This is a genomic window from Priestia sp. LL-8 (assembly GCF_036227845.1).
GTDB lineage: Bacteria > Bacillota > Bacilli > Bacillales > Bacillaceae_H > Priestia > Priestia zanthoxyli.
The window spans coordinates 4,056,554-4,079,498 of sequence record NZ_JAZAQH010000001.1 but is presented as its reverse complement, the minus strand read 5'-3'; the positions used below and the strand labels follow the sequence as shown (position 1 = coordinate 4,079,498).

Annotated in this window: 23 protein-coding genes and 1 other annotated feature; all 23 genes read left to right on the top strand. The window is 40.6% G+C overall.

Annotated features, from left to right (window positions below; genetic code table 11):
* The first annotated feature begins 30 nt into the window (after nucleotides 1-30).
* The 23 genes from sigE to pyrE all read left to right on the top strand — a co-directional run bounded on the left by sigE (nucleotide 31) and on the right by pyrE (nucleotide 22,924).
* On the top strand, nucleotides 31-750 hold the full coding sequence (gene sigE, locus U9R83_RS21290; RefSeq protein ID WP_013058953.1) for an RNA polymerase sporulation sigma factor SigE: 720 nt from the start codon (nucleotides 31-33) through the stop codon (nucleotides 748-750).
* A 148-nt stretch (nucleotides 751-898) separates the two neighbouring features.
* On the top strand, nucleotides 899-1,678 hold the full coding sequence (sigG, locus tag U9R83_RS21285) for an RNA polymerase sporulation sigma factor SigG (RefSeq protein ID WP_013058952.1): 780 nt from the start codon (nucleotides 899-901) through the stop codon (nucleotides 1,676-1,678).
* Between the two features lie 345 nt (nucleotides 1,679-2,023).
* Nucleotides 2,024-2,278, top strand: a complete 255-nt coding sequence (locus tag U9R83_RS21280; RefSeq protein ID WP_013058951.1) for a YlmC/YmxH family sporulation protein — start codon at nucleotides 2,024-2,026, stop codon at nucleotides 2,276-2,278.
* A gap of 74 nt (nucleotides 2,279-2,352) precedes the next feature.
* Nucleotides 2,353-3,174 carry a peptidoglycan editing factor PgeF gene (pgeF, locus tag U9R83_RS21275; RefSeq protein WP_208732900.1) on the top strand — a complete coding sequence of 274 codons (822 nt, stop codon included), beginning with the start codon at nucleotides 2,353-2,355 and terminating at the stop codon, nucleotides 3,172-3,174.
* 7 nt (nucleotides 3,175-3,181) lie between these two features.
* Nucleotides 3,182-3,865, top strand: coding sequence for a YggS family pyridoxal phosphate-dependent enzyme (locus tag U9R83_RS21270; RefSeq protein WP_014458380.1), 684 nt, complete (start codon nucleotides 3,182-3,184; stop codon nucleotides 3,863-3,865).
* Nucleotides 3,866-3,881: 16 nt separating this feature from the next.
* Nucleotides 3,882-4,349 (top strand): cell division protein SepF, encoded by a 468-nt coding sequence (locus U9R83_RS21265; protein WP_014458381.1) that lies wholly within the window; start codon nucleotides 3,882-3,884, stop codon nucleotides 4,347-4,349.
* Between the two features lie 3 nt (nucleotides 4,350-4,352).
* Nucleotides 4,353-4,622: a YggT family protein gene (locus U9R83_RS21260; RefSeq protein ID WP_014458382.1), complete on the top strand. Its 270-nt coding sequence runs from the start codon at nucleotides 4,353-4,355 to the stop codon at nucleotides 4,620-4,622.
* A 50-nt stretch (nucleotides 4,623-4,672) separates the two neighbouring features.
* A complete protein-coding gene (locus U9R83_RS21255; RefSeq protein WP_226554923.1) occupies nucleotides 4,673-5,446 on the top strand; it encodes a YlmH family RNA-binding protein in 774 nt (257 codons plus the stop codon).
* 84 nt (nucleotides 5,447-5,530) lie between these two features.
* Nucleotides 5,531-6,025: a DivIVA domain-containing protein gene (locus U9R83_RS21250; RefSeq protein ID WP_013058945.1), complete on the top strand. Its 495-nt coding sequence runs from the start codon at nucleotides 5,531-5,533 to the stop codon at nucleotides 6,023-6,025.
* A 69-nt stretch (nucleotides 6,026-6,094) separates the two neighbouring features.
* Nucleotides 6,095-6,315: a binding site (T-box leader), on the top strand.
* 70 nt (nucleotides 6,316-6,385) lie between these two features.
* Entirely contained in the window at nucleotides 6,386-9,151 is a 2,766-nt protein-coding gene (ileS, locus tag U9R83_RS21245) for an isoleucine--tRNA ligase (RefSeq protein ID WP_226554924.1), read from the top strand.
* A 170-nt stretch (nucleotides 9,152-9,321) separates the two neighbouring features.
* Nucleotides 9,322-9,609 carry a conjugal transfer protein TraR gene (locus U9R83_RS21240; RefSeq protein ID WP_013058943.1) on the top strand — a complete coding sequence of 96 codons (288 nt, stop codon included), beginning with the start codon at nucleotides 9,322-9,324 and terminating at the stop codon, nucleotides 9,607-9,609.
* An 80-nt stretch (nucleotides 9,610-9,689) separates the two neighbouring features.
* Nucleotides 9,690-10,157: a signal peptidase II gene (gene lspA, locus U9R83_RS21235; protein ID WP_013084844.1), complete on the top strand. Its 468-nt coding sequence runs from the start codon at nucleotides 9,690-9,692 to the stop codon at nucleotides 10,155-10,157.
* A complete protein-coding gene (locus U9R83_RS21230; protein ID WP_014458386.1) occupies nucleotides 10,154-11,068 on the top strand; it encodes an RluA family pseudouridine synthase in 915 nt (304 codons plus the stop codon). Before lspA ends, U9R83_RS21230 begins: the two co-directional genes overlap by 4 nt.
* Before the next feature lie 191 nt (nucleotides 11,069-11,259).
* Nucleotides 11,260-11,802, top strand: a complete 543-nt coding sequence (gene pyrR, locus U9R83_RS21225) for a bifunctional pyr operon transcriptional regulator/uracil phosphoribosyltransferase PyrR (RefSeq protein WP_013058940.1) — start codon at nucleotides 11,260-11,262, stop codon at nucleotides 11,800-11,802.
* Between the two features lie 156 nt (nucleotides 11,803-11,958).
* Complete coding sequence (locus U9R83_RS21220) at nucleotides 11,959-13,266, top strand: uracil-xanthine permease family protein (RefSeq protein ID WP_014458388.1); 1,308 nt, start codon at nucleotides 11,959-11,961, stop codon at nucleotides 13,264-13,266.
* 148 nt (nucleotides 13,267-13,414) lie between these two features.
* The gene (locus U9R83_RS21215) at nucleotides 13,415-14,353 is read left to right on the top strand and encodes an aspartate carbamoyltransferase catalytic subunit (RefSeq protein WP_243549908.1); all 939 of its coding nucleotides are present in this window, start codon (nucleotides 13,415-13,417) and stop codon (nucleotides 14,351-14,353) included.
* Nucleotides 14,316-15,605, top strand: a complete 1,290-nt coding sequence (locus tag U9R83_RS21210; RefSeq protein ID WP_014458389.1) for a dihydroorotase — start codon at nucleotides 14,316-14,318, stop codon at nucleotides 15,603-15,605. The genes U9R83_RS21215 and U9R83_RS21210 overlap by 38 nt, the downstream gene beginning before the upstream one ends.
* On the top strand, nucleotides 15,590-16,675 hold the full coding sequence (locus U9R83_RS21205; protein ID WP_013084840.1) for a carbamoyl phosphate synthase small subunit: 1,086 nt from the start codon (nucleotides 15,590-15,592) through the stop codon (nucleotides 16,673-16,675). Before U9R83_RS21210 ends, U9R83_RS21205 begins: the two co-directional genes overlap by 16 nt.
* Nucleotides 16,675-19,887, top strand: coding sequence for a carbamoyl-phosphate synthase large subunit (gene carB, locus U9R83_RS21200; RefSeq protein ID WP_014458390.1), 3,213 nt, complete (start codon nucleotides 16,675-16,677; stop codon nucleotides 19,885-19,887). Before U9R83_RS21205 ends, carB begins: the two co-directional genes overlap by 1 nt.
* The gene (locus tag U9R83_RS21195; RefSeq protein ID WP_014458391.1) at nucleotides 19,884-20,657 is read left to right on the top strand and encodes a dihydroorotate dehydrogenase electron transfer subunit; all 774 of its coding nucleotides are present in this window, start codon (nucleotides 19,884-19,886) and stop codon (nucleotides 20,655-20,657) included. Before carB ends, U9R83_RS21195 begins: the two co-directional genes overlap by 4 nt.
* On the top strand, nucleotides 20,654-21,595 hold the full coding sequence (locus U9R83_RS21190; RefSeq protein ID WP_014458392.1) for a dihydroorotate dehydrogenase: 942 nt from the start codon (nucleotides 20,654-20,656) through the stop codon (nucleotides 21,593-21,595). Before U9R83_RS21195 ends, U9R83_RS21190 begins: the two co-directional genes overlap by 4 nt.
* Nucleotides 21,567-22,289 (top strand): orotidine-5'-phosphate decarboxylase, encoded by a 723-nt coding sequence (gene pyrF, locus U9R83_RS21185; protein ID WP_042991914.1) that lies wholly within the window; start codon nucleotides 21,567-21,569, stop codon nucleotides 22,287-22,289. Before U9R83_RS21190 ends, pyrF begins: the two co-directional genes overlap by 29 nt.
* Nucleotides 22,286-22,924, top strand: a complete 639-nt coding sequence (gene pyrE, locus U9R83_RS21180; RefSeq protein WP_013058931.1) for an orotate phosphoribosyltransferase — start codon at nucleotides 22,286-22,288, stop codon at nucleotides 22,922-22,924. Before pyrF ends, pyrE begins: the two co-directional genes overlap by 4 nt.
* Nucleotides 22,925-22,945: the final 21 nt, after the last annotated feature.

Genomic DNA, 22,945 nt, shown 5'->3' with positions numbered 1-22,945 from the left:
AAGGTGTGAACAAATAAAGGAGGATACAGAATGGCTACATATCGAATTCGATTTCAATTATGGTGGTACAAATTATTAATTAAACTTAAGCTAAAAACAGATGAAGTGTACTATATAGGAGGAAGTGAAGCTCTTCCACCGCCGCTGACAAAAGATGAAGAAGAAGTGCTCTTGAAAAAACTTCCATCAGGAGATGAAGCAGCACGTTCACTGTTGATTGAGCGTAATTTGCGACTTGTTGTTTATATTGCCCGCAAGTTTGAAAATACGGGAATCAATATTGAGGATTTAATTAGCATTGGTACCATCGGTTTAATTAAAGCAGTAAACACGTTTAATCCTGAAAAGAAAATTAAGCTAGCGACGTACGCCTCTCGCTGTATTGAAAATGAAATTTTAATGTATTTGCGCCGCAACAATAAAATTCGATCTGAAGTTTCATTTGATGAGCCGTTAAATATTGATTGGGATGGAAACGAACTGTTATTATCTGACGTGATGGGAACCGAAGAAGATATCATCACAAAAGACCTAGAAGCGAATGTAGATCGAAAACTTTTGCTGAAAGCACTGCACCAATTAAATGATCGGGAAAAGCAAATTATGGAGCTGCGCTTTGGGCTAGCCGGCGGAGAAGAAAAAACGCAAAAAGATGTAGCAGATATGCTAGGCATTTCTCAGTCTTATATTTCAAGGCTCGAAAAACGAATTATTAAACGGCTGCGAAAAGAATTTAATAAAATGGTTTAAGTAAAAAAGCTGATTGTATAAGGGCTGAGAAGCATCTTATACAATCAGCTTTTTTAGCGTGGAATTGTCAGAATTGTAAAAGTGCATATTTTTTCCTTCTGAGGAGATACTGAATTCAGAACATCATCTCCTGTTAGGAGGGAAAGAGTTGACAAGAAATAAAGTAGAAATTTGTGGAGTAGATACTTCGAAACTTCCCGTATTAAAAAATGAAGAAATGCGAAAGTTGTTTAAACAAATGCAGGCTGGAGATGGAACAGCAAGAGAAAAGCTAGTAAGCGGAAATTTACGTCTCGTACTCAGCGTGATCCAACGTTTTAACAATCGTGGAGAATTTGTTGACGACTTATTTCAGGTTGGATGTATTGGATTAATGAAATCCATTGACAATTTTGATTTAAGTCAAAACGTGAAGTTTTCTACATATGCTGTCCCAATGATTATAGGGGAAATTCGCCGCTATTTACGTGACAATAATCCAATCCGTGTTTCTCGTTCCCTTCGTGATATTGCTTATAAAGCTCTTCAAGTTCGTGAAAGGCTTATGAGTGAAACATCCAAGGAACCTACAGCTGAGGAAATTTCAAAAGTCCTAGAAGTACCGCATGAAGAAATTGTGTTTGCTTTAGATGCTATCCAAGATCCGGTTTCTCTATTTGAACCTATTTACAATGATGGTGGAGACCCAATCTATGTCATGGATCAGCTAAGCGATGAACGCAACCGTGATTCAACTTGGATTGAAGAAATTGCTTTGCAAGAAGGTATGAGAAGATTGAACGAGCGAGAAAAACTAATTTTACGAAAGCGCTTCTTCCAAGGTAAAACACAGATGGAAGTTGCTGAAGAAATTGGGATTTCTCAAGCGCAGGTTTCTCGTTTAGAAAAAGCTGCTATTAAACAGATGAATAAAAATATTCAAAGTTAACAAAAGCTCTCTAAACTGGCAGCTGCTCGTGTTCATACAATCAATACCATTCACTTTATTTGATGTTCAACTTAATAAGCATCGTGTCTATAAAAACGGACACGGTGCTTATTTTGTATGTATAAATGAATACATGATCAAAAGATATTTATATCAGATTTCCTATTGCTGTGAGGAATTCTAGCTACTCGTTGAGAATGTCTCTTGATGAAAAGATGTGTAATTAGTGAACAAAATGCCTATAGAACGAGAATGGCAGAGAAAAAATAAGCTTTTCCTTCATGAAATGAAAATTTGAAAATATATATAGGCTAAGGAATAAAGTTGGCTATAGGAGGAGAGATCATGTTAAAGATTTCAGAATTTCAGCTGAAAGATGTAGTGAATGTAGCTGATGGAAAAAAACTTGGAAATGTAGGGGATATTGATATTGACTTAACAACGGGAAAAATACAGGCCGTCATTATCGGAGGCTCTCGTGTATTAGGTTTCTTTGGAAAAGATGATGAAATTGTGATTCCGTGGAAAAATATTGTGAAAATTGGTTCTGATGTCATTTTAGTACGTTATAAAGACGCATTTCAGCCTGAAGAGAATTAGTTTTTTGTCAACAGCACCTAGCAATCTGTGGTACAATATGTGAGAACAAATGAAACAAGGGATGTGTCACATACATGAATCCTGAGCCATTAAAAAAAAGCCATCACGAGTCGTTTATGTGGCTGAGCCCTTGGGTAGAAAAGAATGATATGCTTGTTGTTGGTTTCACCACAAAAAATGGTGGCGTGAGTAAACCTCCATTTGCTTCTTTTAACCTAGGGCTTCACGTAAACGATAACGTAGAAGATGTTATTGCAAATAGAAAGATTTTAGCAGCCGAACTAGACATGTCTTTTGAAAGCTTTGTATGTGCTGAACAAGTACATGAAGCAACTGTTCAAAAAGTAACAAAAGCCGACTGTGCAAAAGGACTCTACAAGTATGAAGAGGGCATAAAAGCAACGGATGGCATTTATACAAATGAATCTGATATTTTGTTAGCTTTATGTTATGCAGATTGTGTTCCGCTGTACTTCTATGCGCCTGATCACCATTTAGTTGGTCTAGCTCATGCCGGATGGAAGGGAACAGTGAAAGATATTGCAGGAAATATGATTCGACATTGGGTAGAACAAGAAAATGTTCCGGTTGAAGATATTTACGTGGCGATTGGCCCTTCGATTGAAGATTGCTGTTATGTTGTCGATAACCGCGTCATTACACAAGTAAACGAAGTAGTGGGCCAAAATGGATATCAAGAAGTAAGCCCTGGACAATACGCGCTTAATTTAAAAAAAGTCAATAAGCTGCTGATTCAAAACGCAGGCGTATTGCCGGAACGAATTTTAACATCGTCGTATTGTACAAGCTGTGAAGATGACCTGTTCTTCTCACATCGCCGCGACCAAGGGAAAACAGGACGCATGTTTAACTTCATAGGCTTTAAGGAGGAGTAATTACATAGTGACAGCTAGCGTAAGTGAAAATCTAGAAGCAGTTCAACAAACAATTGCTGAAGCGTGTAAAAAAGTTAATCGAAATCGAGAAGATGTAGAGCTGATTGCTGTAACAAAATACGTTTCCACAAAACGAGCAGCAGAAGCAGTGGATGCGGGCATTTTACATCTCGGAGAAAACAGGGATGAAGGTCTTCTAGAAAAGTATGAATCAATTGGTGAGAAAGCGACCTGGCATTTTATCGGAAGCTTACAAACAAGAAAAGTAAAAAATGTGATTGATAAAGTTGACTATATTCATTCACTAGACCGATTATCTTTAGCAAAAGAAATTGATAAACGTGCAGGACATCGTATAAAATGTTTTGTACAAGTTAATGTTGCCGAAGAACAATCCAAGCATGGCCTTGCTGTAGAAGACGTAATTCCATTTATTAAATCCCTTGAAGAATTTACAAATATTCAAGTGGTTGGATTAATGACCATGGCTCCTCACACAGATGATGAGCCCGCTCTTCGCAGCTGTTTTCAAGGTCTAAAAAAATTGCAGAGTCGTATACAAGAACTAAATTTGCCATATGCACCGTGTACGGAGCTATCAATGGGAATGTCAAACGATTATGCAATTGCAATTGAAGAAGGAGCAACATTCATTCGACTAGGAACCACGTTAGTTGGGAATGAACGTTAAGGAGGTGTAATTCAAGATGAGTATGAAAAATCGCTTTAGAAGTTTCTTTGCTCTTGATGACGATACTGAATATGTAGAAGAACATTACGAACAAGAAGAGTCGGTAGAAGAGCCTGTACAGCAGTCGAGACCAGCAGTGAAAGCTAGTCAGCAGCCGAATCAGCAGCAAAATGTGATTAGCTTGCAAAGCGTTCAAAAATCATCAAAAATGATGCTTTGCGAACCGCGCGTCTATGCCGAAGCACAAGAAATTACGGATCATTTAAAAAATCGTAAAGTCGTAGTTGTTAATTTACAGCGCATTCAACGAGATCAAGCAGTGAGAATTGTCGACTTTTTAAGTGGTACAGTTTATGCTTTAGGCGGGGACATTCAAAAAATTGGAACCGACATCTTTTTATGTACACCTGATAATGTAGACGTAAGCGGAAGCATTTCAGATATGATGGGAGAACACGATACAACAAACGTAAAGAGGTGGTAGTTTTTGGACATCGTTTTTGGGATTCTTGGGCAATTGATTGGTCTTTACTCATGGGCACTGATTATTTACATTTTGATGTCTTGGGTACCCGATGTAAGGGCATCTAAGTTTGGTCAGCTGCTTGGCAGTATTTGTGAGCCTTACTTAGAGCCTTTTCGTAAAATCATTCCGCCGATTGGCATGATTGATATTTCACCTCTTGTTGCAATCTTTTTACTACGATTTGCGCAAGCAGGGGTACGTTCACTTCACAGTATGGTTGGATTTATTTAAAAAGGAATCGCTGGATTCCTTTTTTACATACCAATAGTAGGAGTAATAATATGTCTATTTATGAACATTTTAGGCAAGAAGAACATGGATTTATTGACCAGGTTCTTCAGTGGAAAGAAGATGTCCTACATCAATACAGCCCAAAATTAACGGACTTTTTAGATCCAAGAGAACAGCAGATTGTGACGGCTATTATCGGGACTGAAGGAGAGGTTCAAGTTTCATTTGATGGTGGACAACCGTTTGCTGAACGCAAGCGTGCGCTGCTATATCCCGATTACTATGTACCTCAAAGCGAAGATTTTCAGTTGTGTATGTACGAGCTCAATTATCCTAAAAAGTTTGTGACAATTGAACATCCTCAAGTTCTTGGTTCGGCGATGTCTTTAGGACTGCGCCGTTCAAAATTTGGAGATATTTTGGTCGCGGGAGACGATATTCAGCTTGTAGTTGCAGAGGAAATTTCTTCCTATATCGAGATGAATTTAACATCAATTGGAAAAGCCAAAGTTTCACTTTCTTCTATTCAAAGAGAGCAGCTGCATGTGGTAAAAGAAGAGCTGATTGAACACGTTTATACAGTTTCTTCAATGAGGCTTGATGTTTTGCTGTCGACTATTCACAATTTATCAAGACAAAAAGTCCAGCCGTTTATTGCAAATGGAGCGGTAAAAGTAAATTTTAAAGTCATTGAACAGCCGTCTTTTGAATGTCATGAAGGTGATATTTTGTCGCTTCGTGGCCACGGCAGAAGTCGTATCGTTTCACTTGAAGGCAAAACTAAAAAAGAAAAATGGCGAATTGTTGTAGGAAAGCAGAAATAAAGAAATCTACTAGCAGGAAATTTTAAAAATATGTCGAATAAACCATTACTAATGATGTAATGAGACAACACGGAGGTGGCCTAGATGCCTTTAACCCCTTTGGATATTCATAACAAAGAGTTTAATCGCGGGTTTCGCGGATATGATGAAGATGAAGTAAATGAGTTTCTTGACCAAGTAATTAAAGACTATGAGCTGGTAATGCGTGATAAAAAGGAGTTAGAAGGAAGAGTATCTGAATTAACAGATCGTCTTGGACATTTTACTAACATCGAAGAAACGTTAAATAAATCAATTTTAATTGCTCAAGAAGCAGCGGAAGATGTGAAGCGAAACGCTGAAAAAGAAGCGAAGCTCATTATAAAAGAAGCAGAAAAAAATGCGGACCGTATTATTAATGAAGCACTGTCTAAGTCTCGTAAAATTGCGATGGACATTGAGGAGACGAAAAAGCAGTCTAAAGTATTTAGAACTCGTTTCAAAATGTTAATCGAAGCACAGCTTGAAATGTTAAACAGCGATGACTGGGATCAGTTGATGGATTATGAGATGCCAGCGCTAGAAGAAAAAATTGACTAGTCGAGACATCATCTTGACTTCTCACGTTTTGTTGTCATATAATTTGGTAACAGATGAAATTTCATATCAAACAGTACGGAGACAGGGAGAGTAGCTTTTTTAGTTTGTCAAAGCGAATCGAGGATGGTGCGAGCTCGATAACAAACAAAAAAGTGAAAATCACCCTAGAGTACCATTGCTGAAATGATGATAGTAAGCAGTGGCGGTTTATTCACGTTACGAATGCAAAGAGGATTTGCGTGCAGCAAATCTACTAGGGTGGTACCGCGGGAGACCTTCTCGTCCCTTTTTGGGATGAGGAGGTCTTTTTGTTATGGTACAAAAAGATATGAAATTTACGTTTTTTTTGGAGGGTAAAACATGGAATATAAAGATACATTATTGATGCCAAAAACTGAATTTCCGATGCGTGGAAATTTACCGAACCGCGAGCCTAAAATGCAAGAACAGTGGGCTGAAATGAATATTTATGAAAAAGTGCAAAAACGTACGGAAGGTCGTCCGCTATTTGTCCTGCATGACGGACCTCCATATGCGAATGGCGATATTCACATGGGACATGCCTTAAATAAAATTTTAAAAGATTTTATCGTTCGCTATAAGTCGATGTCAGGCTTCTGCGCACCTTATGTACCAGGCTGGGATACACACGGCTTGCCAATTGAAACAGCTTTAACAAAAAATAAAAAAGTAAACCGCAAAGAAATGACGGTAGCTGAGTTCCGTAAGCTTTGCGAACAGTATGCTTGGGAACAAGTAAACGGCCAGCGTGAGCAGTTCAAGCGTTTAGGCGTACGCGGAGATTGGGATAATCCATATGTAACGCTTCAGCCGCAGTACGAAGCGCAGCAAATCAAAGTGTTTGGTGACATGGCGAAAAAAGGCTACATCTACAAAGGGTTAAAACCTGTGTACTGGTCCCCTTCAAGTGAATCTGCTTTAGCAGAAGCGGAAATTGAATACTATGACAAGCGTTCAGCTTCTATTTACGTAGCGTTTAACGTAAAAGATGGTAAAGGTGTGCTTGACCAAGATGAAAAATTCATCATTTGGACGACAACACCATGGACAATGCCAGCTAACCAAGGGATTGCTGTCAATCCTGAGCTTCAGTACAGCGTAGTTGAAGCAGACGGAGCAAAATATGTAGTGGCAACTGAACTGATTGAAACAGTTGCTAAAGAAATTGAATGGGCTGACTATAAGACACTTCGTACAGTAAAAGGTTCAGAACTTGAACGCGTGGTAGCTGAACATCCAATCTACAAGCGCGATTCTTTAGTTGTTCTTGGCGATCACGTAACAACGGATGCTGGTACTGGATGTGTTCATACAGCACCGGGACACGGGGAAGACGACTTTATCGTTGGTCAAAAATACGGTTTGGAAGTTCTTTGCCCAGTCGACAGTAAGGGTCATATGACGAATGAAGCACCAGGATTTGAAGGGTTATTCTATGATAAAGCGAATAAGCCGATTACAGACAAACTAGAAGAAGAAGGCGCGCTGTTAAAATTAAGTTTCATTACCCACTCATACCCACATGACTGGCGTACAAAGAAACCAACAATTTTCCGTGCAACGGCACAGTGGTTTGCGTCTATTAAAGATTTCCGTGAAGATTTATTAAAAGCAGTAGAAAAAACAAAATGGGTGCCTACTTGGGGTGAAACGCGACTTTATAACATGGTGCGTGACCGCGGAGACTGGTGTATTTCTCGCCAACGTGCATGGGGCGTGCCGATTCCGGTATTTTATGCTGAAAATGATGAGCCAATCATTACGGACGAAACAATTGAACACGTATCAAATCTATTTAGAGAACATGGATCAAACGTATGGTTTGAGCGTGAAGCAAAAGACTTGCTTCCAGAAGGCTTTACTCATGAAGGAAGCCCAAATGGCCTCTTCACAAAAGAAACAGACATCATGGACGTATGGTTTGACTCTGGTTCTTCACATCAAGCTGTTCTTGAAGAGCGTGAAGACTTACAGCGTCCGGCTGATTTGTATTTAGAAGGTTCTGACCAATACCGAGGCTGGTTTAATTCAAGTCTTTCTACAAGTGTAGCTGTAACGGGTGAAGCACCTTATAAAGGGGTACTTAGCCACGGATTTGCTTTAGACGGTGAAGGTCGCAAAATGAGTAAGTCATTAGGAAACGTTGTAATTCCAGAAAAAGTAATGAAACAACTAGGTGCAGATATTTTACGTTTATGGGTAGCTTCTGTAGATTACCAAGCTGATGTTCGTGTATCTGATAACATTTTAAAACAAGTAGCAGAAGTATATCGTAAAATCCGCAACACGTTCCGTTTCTTACTAGGAAACTTAGCGGACTTTAATCCAACAACTGACGCTGTAGCCGTTGAAGACCTTCGTGAAGTAGACCGCTACATGCTTGTGAAGCTGAACAAATTAATTGATAAAGTGCAAAAATCTTATGATTCATATGAATTCTCAAGCATTTATCACGCAGTGCATAATTTCTGTACAATTGATATGAGTTCATTCTACTTAGACTTCGCAAAAGATGTATTGTACATCGAAGCAGAAAATAATGTAGAGCGTCGCAGCATTCAAACGGTCCTTTATGAAACGTTATTATCGTTAACGAAATTAGTGTCTCCAATTCTTTCTCATACAGCAGACGAAGTATGGGTTCACATTCCAAATGTAAAGGAAGAAAGCGTGCAGCTAGTTGATATGCCAGAGGTTCAAGAAATTGAAGGAGCAGATCAATTAGTAGAGAAATGGGATGCGTTCATGGAGCTTCGTGATGAAGTATTAAAAGCGCTAGAACAGGCTCGTAATGAAAAAGTAATCGGTAAGTCTTTAGAAGCGAAATTAACGCTGTATCCAACAGCAGATACAAAAGAGCTGTTAGCATCTATTTCTGAAAATGTAGGTCAACTCTTCATCGTTTCAGATCTTGAAGTAGCAGAAGGTGAAGCACCTGCTGAAGCACAAAAATTCAGCTATGCTTCAATTGTTGTAAGTAAAGCAGAAGGTGAGAAGTGTGAGCGCTGCTGGGTTGTATCACCAACAGTTGGCGAAGATCAAGATCACCCGACTTTATGTACACGCTGTGCGGATGTTGTGAAAAATCACTACGTTCAGCAGTAATGAACAAAAACACGTCCTTTTTGGGCGTGTTTTTTGCTGTACGAAATTCCCAAATACAATGGTATAAAGCATTTAAAGCCTTAGGAAAAACTTGTGTTGTAGATTCGATGGAAAACTCGGTAAACCTAACATCATTAATACTTCATCTTATCAGCACAGGAGGCGTTTGCATGTATGAAAATTATCTTTCCATTGGACAGGAATTAGCTCTTATTAAAGAAGAATTACAAGATCGCCTAGTGAGATATGCTACAGAACAATCTGGTTATATAGATGAAAAGGAACGTTATGTAATAGAAATGATTAAAGCAGATTTAAAAGATGTAGAACACGCGTTAGCAAAGCTTGACGTTGGTGCGTTCGGAATTGATGAACTAACTGGCGAAGTGATGTCTATTCATAAATTAAAAGTAATGCCGACGGCCCGCACAAACGAAGATTTATTTGTTTTATGGTGAGAAGCGAGAAAAAAAATGAATTATGTGCTAAAATGCTTTAGTATGGATTCGTTTGATTTTATTGCGGGAGGAAAACGTTTGTGTTTTATTATCTTATCGCTTTAGCTGTTATACTTATTGATCAGGTAACAAAATGGATGATTGTAAAAGAAATGTATTATGGACAAAGCATCACCGTGATTGAAAACTTTCTTTACATTACCTCTCATCGTAACAGAGGAGCCGCGTGGGGGATTTTACAAGGACAGATGTGGTTCTTTTATCTCATTACGGTGGTTGTGGTAGTCGGTTTAATAATTTATATTCAAAAGCTCAAAAAACAAGATAAATGGTTCGGTATTGCGCTAGCATTAATGTTAGGCGGCGCCATTGGAAACTTTATTGATCGAGTGGTCCGTAAAGAAGTAGTTGATTTCGTAAATACATACATCTTTACGTATGATTTTCCGATTTTTAACGTAGCTGATTCGGCACTTGTCGTCGGAGTAATCATCATGTTTATTATGACGCTGTTTGAAGGGAAAATGAAGAAGGAGCACAAAGAATGAATGTAATTGAAACAGTTATAAATGAAGAACAAGCGGGAGAACGTATTGATAAAGTACTTTCGACTGTAAATGCAGAATGGTCACGTTCACAAGTGCAGCAGTGGATTAAAGAAGGTCACGCAAAAGTGAACGATAAAACCGTTAAAGGAAACTATAAATGTAAAACAGGAGACGCTGTTATTATTGAAGTGCCGGAACTAGAAGAGCTTGATGTGGTAGCGGAAGAAATGGATTTAGATATTTATTATGAAGATCAAGATGTGCTTGTTGTAAATAAACCTCGCGGCATGGTTGTACATCCAGCTCCTGGTCATCATAGCGGCACGCTTGTAAACGGCCTAATGGCTCACTGTAAAGATTTATCCGGTATTAACGGCGTTATGCGCCCTGGTATCGTTCATCGAATTGATAAAGATACATCTGGTTTACTTATGGTTGCAAAAAATGATTTAGCTCATGAATCACTAGTTAGTCAGCTTGTAGCTAAAACAGTGACGCGTCGCTACAAAGCTATCGTTCACGGAGTAATTGCGCACGATCACGGTACAATTGATGCGCCAATCGGCCGAGATAAGCAAGATCGTCAAAGCATGACGGTCACTGATGAAAACAGTCGTGATGCAGTGACACATTTTACTGTATTACAGCGTTTTAAAGATTTTTCACTTGTTGAATGTAAGCTAGAAACGGGACGAACACACCAAATTCGCGTTCATATGAAGTATATTGGTTTTCCGCTTGCTGGAGATCCGAAATATGGACCGAAAAAAACGCTTCCGATTGACGGACAAGCGCTTCATGCAGGTGTATTAGGCTTTATTCACCCTCGTACAAATGAATATATGGAATTTGAAGCGCCGGCTCCAAAAGAGTTTAATGAGATGCTAGAGCTTATTGAAAAAAGAAGTTGACAACTGCCATAAGTGATGGCATACTTGTATTAACTTAATAAGAACCTTTAAGAACAGTCCAGAGAGGCTGAGAAGGAAACGGTGCAGAAAAGGCATACTTATAGCCTTTTTGAAGAAATATGTCTAAAACCAAATCCTCTTGCCTCAAGGCAAGAGGATTTTTTTATGTCAACAACTTGAGGTGAAAAACAGTGAACGTAAAAGCTACCGTACTTGACGAGCAGGCTATTCGCCGCGCTTTAACTCGAATTGCACATGAGATTATTGAAAAGAATAAAGGAATCGAAAATTGTGTGCTAGTGGGGATTAAAACGCGAGGTATTTATATCGCAAAACGTTTAGCAGAACGAATTGCACAAATTGAAGGAAATACACTGCCAGTCGGAGAACTCGACATCACGCTTTACCGAGATGATTTATCAAAAGTGACAAGCAATGATGAGCCTCTCGTAAAAGGATCAGATATTCCGACAGATATTGCAAATAAGAACGTCATCTTAGTAGATGATGTGTTATATACGGGCCGTACGGTTCGAGCAGCACTTGATGCACTAATTGATATCGGCCGACCTGAACTCATTCAGCTGGCTGTTTTAGTGGATAGAGGGCACCGCGAGCTGCCGATTCGAGCAGACTATGTTGGCAAAAACGTACCGACAGCTAAAAGTGAAAAAATTGCGGTGCATTTAATGGAAGTAGATGAAAAAGACCACGTGTCTATTTACGAAAAATAAATTATATACCCTTTTAAATGGTAGTCCCGTGAGGCTGCAAAAGGGGGGTCACTATACAAGGAAAACTATACTGCGGTATAGCGTCTTCCCTGTATGCTGAAAACCTCTTTGCCTCTGCGTAAAGAGGTTTTTTAATAGTGATAGGAGGAAAAGCATATGAGTCAACAACGAGATTTTGTACTTGATATACATGATAAACCAAAAGCAGTAAATTGGTTAACATTGAGTCTGCAGCATTTGTTTGCAATGTTTGGGTCGACGGTGTTAGTGCCGTTCCTAGTCGGGTTCAGCCCGGCAATTGCTTTGATTTCAAGCGGGGTAGGAACACTTGCTTTCCTGCTCATTACAAGAGGTCAAATTCCTTCTTATCTTGGTTCATCGTTCGCGTTCATCACGCCAATCATTTTTGCAAAAGCTTCGTTTGGACCTGAAGAAACGATGGTTGGCTGTTTCTTAGCCGGACTTGTTTATGGAATCGTTGCTTTGATTATAAAAGGAACAGGAATCAATTGGATTATGAAGCTGCTTCCTCCGGTTGTAGTAGGACCAGTTATTATGGTTATAGGCTTAGGACTAGCTAATACAGCAGTAGGCATGGCTATGAACGATGCAAAAGGAAATTACAGCTTAACTTACCTGATGGTTGCGCTTGTGACACTAGCGATAACAGTTGCTTGCTCAATCTTCTTTAAAAACATTATCAGCCTGATTCCGGTACTGATGGGAATTATCGGCGGATACATCTTCGCTTATACACAAGGATTAGTAGACTTTTCAAAGGTAGTGAAAGCAGAGTGGATTGAAGTACCTCATTTCTACGTGCCGTTTGTCACATACACGCCGTCCATTTCACTGGGGATTGTGCTTATCATGGTACCTGTAGCAGTCGTCACACTTTCAGAACATATCGGACACATTCTTGTCTTAAATAAGATTGTGGATCGAAACTATATTGAAAAGCCAGGGCTGCACAGATCGATTTTAGGAGACGGAGTAGCAACTATGCTTGCTGCGCTGATCGGCGGACCGCCAAATACAACATACGGTGAGAACATCGGAGTGTTAGCCATCACAAAGGTGCTTAGCGTATTTGTGATAGCAGGAGCAGCAGTCTTCGCAATTTTGTTCGGGTTTGTCGGCAAAATCAACGCTCTTATTTCAAGTATACCAACGCCGGTCATGGGCGGGATTTCAATTCTCTTATTCGGAATCATTGCTTCATCAGGCTTGCGCATGATGGTGGATGCAAAGGTAGACCTTGGATCAAAACGAAACTTAATGATTGCTTCGATTATCTTAGTGTTAGGAATCGGAGGAGCACACTTAGATATCTCAGAACATGTAAAGATTGATAGCATGGCACTGTCTGCTATCATGGGAGTTCTGCTGAATCTAGTTCTGCCGAAAGAGAAGATAAAAGAAGTAGAAAACGTTCAACAAACGTCAGCACGAAAAATTTCATAGAACGCCTTTTAATTGAAATCCAGAGAGGTTTCTAAGGGTGTGTGAAAAGCGCGTTATAGACGAAGCTTGTTTTCTTACACCCTTTCTAAGTTAGAAAGGGTGTTTTTTATAAAGAAATGCGAGGAAAGCAAAAATGGAGGGAATCGATATGAAACATTTAGTGACAGTCTCAACACTAGAAACAAATGAAATTCTAGAGATTTTAGACAGCGCTGAAAACTATCGAACGAATAAACAAGGATGGAAACCGGAAGAGAAAATGTTTGTTGCCAACTTATTTTTTGAAGCGAGCACGCGTACTCGATGTAGCTTTGAAATGGCAGAACAGCAGCTAGGATTAACAACAATTCCGTTTGAAGTAACAACTTCAAGCGTCCAAAAAGGAGAAACGCTTTATGACACGATTGAAACATTAGCTTCAATCGGCGTTCAGTCAGTTGTTATTCGCCACCCGCAAGATCGCTATTATGAAGCACTGCAGGAAAAAGTATCGATTCCCATCATTAATGCAGGAGACGGATGCGGTCAGCATCCAACTCAGTGTCTGCTTGATCTACTGACGATTCGCCAAGAGTTCGGCTCGTTTAAAGGATTAAAAGTCGCAATAGTCGGAGATTTGCGACATAGCCGCGTAGCGAGATCGAATGCTGAAATGCTGACGAAGCTAGGGGCGACCGTATATTTTGCGGGACCTGAAGAATGGAAAGATGAAGAGAACAGACACGGTACATATCTTGATATCGATGAAGCAATCGAAACGGTCGATGTTGTGATGCTGCTGCGTATTCAATTTGAAAGGCATGAAGAGAACGCTTCAGAGCTTGCAAAGAACTACCATAGCCGCTTCGGATTAACCGTTGAACGAGAGCGGAAAATGAAATCACATAGCATTATCCTTCATCCAGCTCCTGTAAACAGAGGAGTCGAAATTGCAGATGAGCTCGTTGAATGTGAACGCTCAAGAATTTTTAAACAAATGCAAAATGGCGTGTACATTCGCATGGCAGTATTAGCAAGAGCGCTACAACCAATTGAAAGGGGACTTAATAATGACAACAATTATCAAAAATGCTACATGGTTAAATGAAGGAAAAATTGAAAAAGTCGAACTGAAAATTGAAAATGGTGTAATTGCTGAAATAGCTTCACACATCGACGTACAGAATGAAGAAGTCATTGATGCAGGCGGGAACTTCTTATCACCGGGTTTAATCGATGTCCACGTTCACTTACGCGAGCCAGGGGGAGAAAAGAAAGAAACAATTGAAACAGGTACTCTAGCAGCTGCAAAGGGCGGTTTTACAGCCATTGCTGCCATGCCGAACACGCGTCCAGTGCCTGATACTGTGGAACAAATGGAGTGGGTAAACAAGCGCATTGAAGAAACAGCACATGTGCGCGTATTGCCATACGCATCGATTACTACTCGTCAATTGGGAAAAGAATTAACGGACTTTGAAGGCTTAAAAGAAGCGGGAGCATTTGCTTTTACAGATGATGGAGTAGGGGTTCAGTCAACAGGAATGATGCTGGAAGCGATGAAAAAAGCCGCTTCATTAAACAAAGCAATCGTGGCTCACTGTGAAGATAATGATTTAATTAACAAAGGCTGCGTACACGACGGGAAATTCGCAAAAGAACATGGACTAAACGGTATCCCTTCTATCTGCGAAGCCGTTCAAATTGCACGAGATGTCCTGCTTGCTGAAGCAGCAAACTGTCACTACCATGTGTGTCACGTAAGTACAAAAGAATCCATTCGCGCCATTCGTGATGCGAAAAAAGCAGGCATTCGCGTAACTGCAGAAGTAACGCCTCACCATCTGTTACTAAATGAAGAAGATATCCCGGGACTTGATTCGAATTTTAAAATGAATCCGCCGCTTCGAGGAAAAGATGATCAACAGGCATTGATTGAAGCTTTATTAGACGGAACGCTTGATTTTATCGCCACTGATCATGCACCGCATACAGCAGACGAAAAAGCAGAAGGCATGGAGCTTGCGCCGTTTGGAATTGTGGGACTTGAAACAGCTTTCCCACTTCTTTATACAAACTTAGTATTAAAAGAGGTAATGACGCTAGAGCAGCTAGTATCGTATTTAACAAACAAGCCCGCTGAAACGTTCAATCTTCCTTATGGCACGATTGAAGTAGGAAAACCAGCAGATTTAACCATCATTGATCTTGAAACAGAAAAAGCAATTAATCCAGAAGAATTTGTATCAAAAGGTAAAAACACGCCGTTTGCTAACTGGGTATGCAAAGGTTGGCCGGTAATGACATTAGTAGAAGGTAAACGAGTATGGGAGGATGTTAAAGCATGCAACGTCAACTAATTTTAGAAGATGGAACAGTATTTATCGGAAAAGGATTCGGCAGCGACAAAGAAATGACAGGAGAAGTGGTTTTCAACACTGGAATGACAGGATATCAAGAAATTCTATCTGACCCATCATACTGTGCACAAATTGTGACATTAACATATCCTTTAATCGGAAACTACGGTATTAACCGCGATGACTTTGAGTCCATTGAACCAGCTGTCCACGGTTTAATTGTAAAAGAAATTTGTGATGCTCCTTCAAACTTCAGAAGCGAACTATCAGTAGATGAATTTTTAAAACAAAAAGACATTCCAGGATTAGCTGGAATCGACACGAGAAAATTAACGCGGAAAATTCGTCAGCACGGTGCGCTTCGCGGACGCGTATGCAACATGGAAGTCAATGTAGAAGAAGTGGTAGCACAGCTTCAAAATCATGAACTTCCGACTGATTCAGTTAAAAAAGTATCAACAGTGAAGCCTTACCCAAGCCCAGGCAGAGGTAAAAAAGTGGTACTCGTTGACTTTGGAATGAAACACGGAATTTTACGCGAATTAACAGCTCGTCAATGCGACGTGATTGTGGTTCCTTATAACGTAACTGCGCAAGAAATTCTTCAATTAAATCCAGATGGCATCATGTTAAGCAACGGACCTGGAGACCCAAAAGACGTACCTGAAGCAATCGAGATGATTCAAGGGGTTTTAGGAAAGGTTCCGCTGTTCGGAATTTGTTTAGGACATCAGCTGTTTGCGCTAGCATGCGGAGCAGATACAGAAAAAATGAAATTTGGTCATCGTGGATCCAACCATCCTGTAAAGGATCTAAAAACCAATAAAGTAGCTCTTACATCTCAAAACCACGGCTATACAGTATGTGAGCCATCTCTTGTCAACACGCCATTAGAAGTGACGCACGTTGCGCTTAACGATGGAACAGTTGAAGGAGTAAAGCATAAAGAATATCCGGCATTTACGGTTCAATATCACCCTGAAGCATCACCGGGACCTGAAGATGCAAACGGATTGTTCAACGAATTTATGGATCTTATGAAAAACAATCAGAAAGTAGGTAATTGCTAATGCCAAAACGTCAAGATATTAACACAATTCTCGTAATCGGATCAGGACCAATCGTCATCGGACAGGCGGCAGAGTTTGACTATGCAGGAGCGCAAGCATGTATTGCGCTAAAAGAAGAAGGATACAAAGTTATTCTTGTGAACTCCAATCCTGCAACAATCATGACAGACTCAGAAATGGCAGATAAAGTATATATTGAACCTCTAACGGTTGAATTTGTAAGCTCAATTATTCGTAAAGAACGCCCGGATGCACTGCTTCCAACGCTTGGCGGTCAAACGGGACTGAACCTAGCGGTAGAATTACACGAAACGGGTATTTTAGAAGAATTTAATGTAGAAATTCTCGGGACAAAATTATCGGCGATTGAACAAGCTGAAGACCGTGAGCAGTTCCGTTCATTAATGAACGAACTAAATCAGCCTGTCCCAGCAAGTGAAATCATTCATTCGCTAGACGAAGCGTATGCGTTTGTTGAACAAGTAAACTATCCGGTAATCGTGCGTCCTGCTTATACACTTGGCGGTACGGGAGGCGGAATTTGTAATAACGAGCAAGAGTTGATTGAAATTGTAACAAGTGGATTAAAACACAGTCCTGTAACACAATGCTTACTTGAGAAAAGCATTGCAGGCTTTAAAGAAATTGAATATGAAGTAATGCGCGATGCAAACGATAATGCGATCGTAGTATGTAATATGGAAAACTTTGATCCGGTCGGTATTCATACGGGAGATTCAATTGTTGTAGCACCAAGCCAAACGCTAAGCGACCGTGAGTATCAGTTGCTTAGAAATGCGTCACTCACAATTATCCGAGCGCTTAAAATCGAAGGCGGATGTAACGTTCAGCTAGCACTAGACCCAGAAAGCTTCCAGTATTACGTAATTGAAGTAAACCCTCGTGTAAGCCGCTCATCGGCTTTAGCATCAAAAGCAACAGGGTATCCAATTGCAAAATTAGCAGCAAAAATTGCGGTAGGGCTAACATTAGATGAAATGATGAACCCGGTAACTGGGAAGACATACGCATGTTTCGAACCGGCACTAGATTACATCGTATCTAAAATTCCACGCTGGCCGTTTGATAAATTTGAATCAGCTAATCGTAAACTAGGTACACAGATGAAAGCAACAGGGGAAGTAATGGCAATTGGCCGCACGTTCGAAGAGTCAATTTTAAAAGCCGTACGCTCACTAGAGTCAAACGTTCATCACTTAGAGCTGAAAGATGCGCATGAATTTGATGATGCCATTATTGAAAAACGTATTCGCAAGGCTGGCGATGAGCGATTATTCTACGTCGCAGAAGCCATTCGCCGCGGCGTAACGATTCAGCAAATTCACGAGTGGAGCAAAATCGATCTTTTCTTCTTAGTAAAACTTGAAAAAGTGATTGCTTTTGAAAATGTGTTAAAAGAAGAGATTCATAACGTAGAAGTTTTACAGGAAGCAAAAGAAATGGGATTTGCAGACTGCACGATTGCTAAGCTATGGAATCAAACAGAGCGTGAAGTATACGACTTCCGCAAACAAAATGGCGTGATGCCAGTATACAAAACGGTAGATACATGTGCAGCAGAATTTGAATCGACAACGCCATATTTCTACGGTACGTTTGAAGATGAAAATGAATCGATTGTTACAGATCGTAAAAGCGTTGTAGTGTTAGGGTCAGGTCCGATCCGTATCGGGCAAGGAATTGAGTTTGACTATGCAACGGTTCACTCCGTGTGGGCGATTAAAGAAGCCGGATACGAAGCGATTATTGTCAATAACAATCCAGAAACAGTATCAACTGACTTCAGTATTTCAGATAAATTATACTTCGAGCCGCTGACGATTGAAGATGTGATGCATATCATCGATTTAGAAAAACCAGAAGGTGTGGTTGTACAGTTCGGTGGTCAAACAGCAATCAACTTAGCAGATGAGCTAGAAGCAAGAGGGGTCAAGATTTTAGGAACGTCGCTTGAAAGCTTAGATGCAGCGGAAGATCGTAAAAAATTCGAAGCGACGCTAGCACGTTTAGAAGTACCTCAGCCGCTTGGAAAGACGGTTACATCCGTAGAAGAAGCAGTGGTTGTGGCAAAAGAAATTGGTTATCCGGTGCTTGTACGTCCTTCATATGTACTAGGCGGACGCGCAATGGAAATTGTGTATAAAGAAGAAGAACTGCTTCACTATATGAAACACGCGGTAAAAGTACACGCTGATCATCCTGTATTAATCGACCGCTACTTAACGGGAAAAGAAATTGAAGTCGATGCCATTTCAGACGGTGAAACAGTGGTTATTCCAGGGATCATGGAACATGTAGAGCGCGCGGGTGTACACTCAGGTGACTCCATCGCTGTATATCCACCGCAAACTCTGTCACAGGACGTAAAAGATACAATCATTGATTACACAACACGTATTGCAAAAGGCTTAAACATTATTGGACTGCTTAACATTCAGTTCGTCTTATCAAAAGGAGAAGTGTTTGTTCTTGAAGTAAATCCTCGTTCAAGCCGTACGGTGCCGTTCTTAAGTAAAATCACGCGTATTCCGATGGCGAATGTGGCAACAAAAGTTATTTTAGGAACAAGTTTAAAAGATCTTGGCTATGAATCAGGCATGCACCCTGAAGAAGAGGGCGTGTACGTAAAAGTGCCGGTCTTCTCATTTGCAAAACTACGCCGCGTAGATATTACGCTTGGACCTGAAATGAAATCTACTGGAGAAGTAATGGGGCAAGATTCAACGTACGAAAAAGCGTTATATAAAGGACTAATTGCGTCAGGTATGTCCATTAAGCCGTACGGTTCAGTACTTATGACAGTAGCGGATAAAGATAAAGAAGAGGCAACAGCGCTGGCGAAGCGTTTTGCTAACATCGGCTATCAGGTAATTGCAACGGAAGGAACAGCTTCAACGTTTACAAAAGAAGACATTCGCGTAAAAATAGTAAATAAAATTCATCATGAAGATCACAATCTTTTAGATGTGATACGAAAAGGTGAAGCGCAGCTTGTCATCAACACGCTAACAAAAGGAAAACAGCCTGCGCGTGACGGATTTAAAATTCGCCGTGAAGCAGTTGAAAATGGCGTACCTTGCTTAACATCACTTGATACAGCAGAAGCGATTTTACGAGTGCTTGAAACGATCAGCTTCCATACAACGCCAATGAAAAAAGTTCGTCCAACTAAAGAGGTGACAACCGTATGATCAAACATGAAATGATGCAAGTCGTCAGTCAGCGACCGTTAACACACAATGTATATGAATTAACCCTTCAAGGCGAGCTTGTTCGTTTCATGAATGAGCCGGGGCAGTTTGTGCATATCCGCGTTAACAACGACTATTTGCCACTGCTTCGCAGACCAATAAGTATTGCAGAAATTGATCAAACGCACGAACAATTTACGATGATTTACCGTGCAGAAGGGGCGGGAACATCACTGCTGGCCGAAAAACAAGCCGGACAGTCGATTGACGTGTTAGGTCCGCTTGGCCACGGTTTTCCATTAGATGCGATAGAGTCAGGTCAAACGGCTTTATTAGTAGGGGGAGGCATTGGAGTGCCTCCGCTCTATGAGCTTTCAAAAAGACTTCGTGAAAAAGGTGTGCAGGTGATCCATGTCTTAGGGTTTCAATCGAAAGCAGACGTATTTTACGAGCGAGAGTTTTTAGCTTTAGGAGAAACATATATTGCAACGGTAGACGGCTCTTACGGAACAAAAGGTTTTGTTACAACGGTGATTGACGAGCAGCAGTTTTCATATGACGTTATGTTTTCATGCGGTCCAACTCCGATGTTAAAAGCACTAGAAAATAATTATACAAACAAGCCGCTTTACATTTCTTTAGAAGAAAGAATGGGCTGTGGAATCGGCGCTTGTTTTGCATGTGTATGTAGGGAAAGTGAAAATTCTACGGCATATAAAAAAATCTGCAGCGACGGTCCCGTCTTTCAAGCAGGGGAGGTGCTTCTATGAGTATGCTAAAAACGACATTGCCAGGATTAGATTTGAAAAATCCAATTATGCCAGCATCCGGCTGTTTTGGGTTTGGGCGTGAGTATGCTCAATTTTATTCACTTGATGCACTTGGAGCCATTATGATTAAAGCGACGACTGCTGAAACTCGTTTTGGCAATCCAACTCCTCGGGTAGCGGAAACATCTGCGGGAATGCTAAATGCGATTGGATTACAAAATCCTGGGTTAGAAAAAGTAATGAACGAAGAGCTCGTTTGGCTGCAGCAATATGATGTGCCGATTATCGCAAACGTAGCCGGCGCTTCGGTTGAAGAGTATGTGCACGTAGCAAAAGAAATTTCAACCGTGTCTAATGTGAAAGCACTTGAACTGAATATTTCATGCCCAAATGTAAAAGAAGGCGGAATTGCGTTTGGCGTTGATCCTGTTATCGCTGCTCGTCTAACAAAAGCGGTAAAAGATGTTTCAAATGTTCCAGTTTATGTTAAACTATCACCAAACGTATCCAATATTGTAGACATGGCACTGGCTGTTGAAGGAGCTGGCGCGGATGGCTTAACGATGATCAATACGCTTCTCGGGATGCGTCTGGATTTGAAAACAGCTCAGCCGGTTTTAGCGAACGGCACAGGCGGACTGTCAGGCCCATCAATCAAGCCGGTAGCGATTCGAATGGTACATGAAGTCAGTCAAAAAGTGAACATTCCGATCATTGGTATGGGCGGAGTTACGACTGCTGAAGACGTACTTGAATTTCTGTATGCAGGTGCAAGCGCAGTAGCCGTTGGTACAGCAAACTTTGTCGATCCGTATGTGTGCCCAACCATCATTGACGAACTTCCAAGGCTATTAACATCATTGGGGTACGAACATGTTTCAGAATGTATCGGAAGGAGCTGGAAAAAGCGTGAAGCAACCGTTAATCATTGCTCTTGACTTTTCATCAATTAACGATGTACAGCAGTTTTTAATGCCTTTTCAACAAGAGTCATTATTTGTGAAAGTAGGAATGGAACTGTTTTATAAAGAAGGGCTATCCATTATTTCTGCATTAAAAGAGCAAAACCATCAAATCTTTTTAGACTTAAAGCTTCATGATATTCCAAACACGGTAAAGCAAGGGATGAAGTCTTTAGCTTCTCTTGAAGTAGATTTGGTTAACGTTCACGCTGCCGGCGGAACGAACATGATGCAAGCAGCCGTTGAAGGACTTGACTTAGGAACAGCTGCCGGCAAAAAGCGCCCGGATTGTATTGCGGTTACTCAGCTAACGAGTACATCTGATGAAATGCTAAAAGAGCAGCAGCTCATTACACACTCGATGCAAGAAGTGGTTACGCATTATGCAGCGCTTGCTAAAAAAAGTGGACTTGACGGCGTTGTATGTTCTACTCATGAGGTGCCTTCGATTCGAAAAGCAGCAGGAGAGGACTTTTTAACCGTAACGCCGGGTATTCGTATGGGCACAGATTCAGTAGATGACCAAGTCCGTGTGGCAACACCTCAGCTAGCGAGAGAATATGGCTCAAGCGCCATTGTCGTTGGACGTTCTATTACTAAAGCAAAAGACCCGCTTAAAGCATATTATGAGATGTTACAGCAGTGGAAAGGGGAGCGTATTACGCGATGACAAAACTACGAAAAGAAATTGCAAAACAATTAATTGATATTGAGGCAGTAAGCCTTCAACCAAACGAGCCGTTTACGTGGGCCTCTGGAATTAAGTCACCTATCTATTGTGACAACCGTCTAACGCTTAGCTACCCGAAAGTGCGAAAAGAAATTGCAAAAGGTCTGCAGCATTTAATTAAAACGTATTTTGCCAATGCAGAAGTGATTGCTGGTACCGCTACAGCTGGTATTCCTCATGCAGCATGGGTAAGTGAAGCACTAGAGCTTCCAATGTGCTATGTGCGAAGCAAAGCAAAAGAACATGGCCAAGGAAATCAAATCGAAGGAAAAGTAACAAAAGGTCAAAAAGTAGTTGTGATTGAAGATTTGATTTCAACTGGCGGAAGTGTGTTTACTGCAGTCGATGCATTAAAAGCGCAGGGGTGTGAAGTGCTGGGAGTTGTATCTATCTTTACATATGAGCTGGAAAAAGCGCGTCAGCTGTTTAAAGAAAAAGAACTTCAAGTTTATTCGCTAACAGACTACTCTACGCTAGTAGAAGCGGCAAACGAAGCGGGATACATTGAAGAAGAAGCAATGGACAAGCTATTTAAATGGCGTGAAAATCCTTCAGACCCTTCATGGATGAACTAAACTAGATCTATATAATAAAAC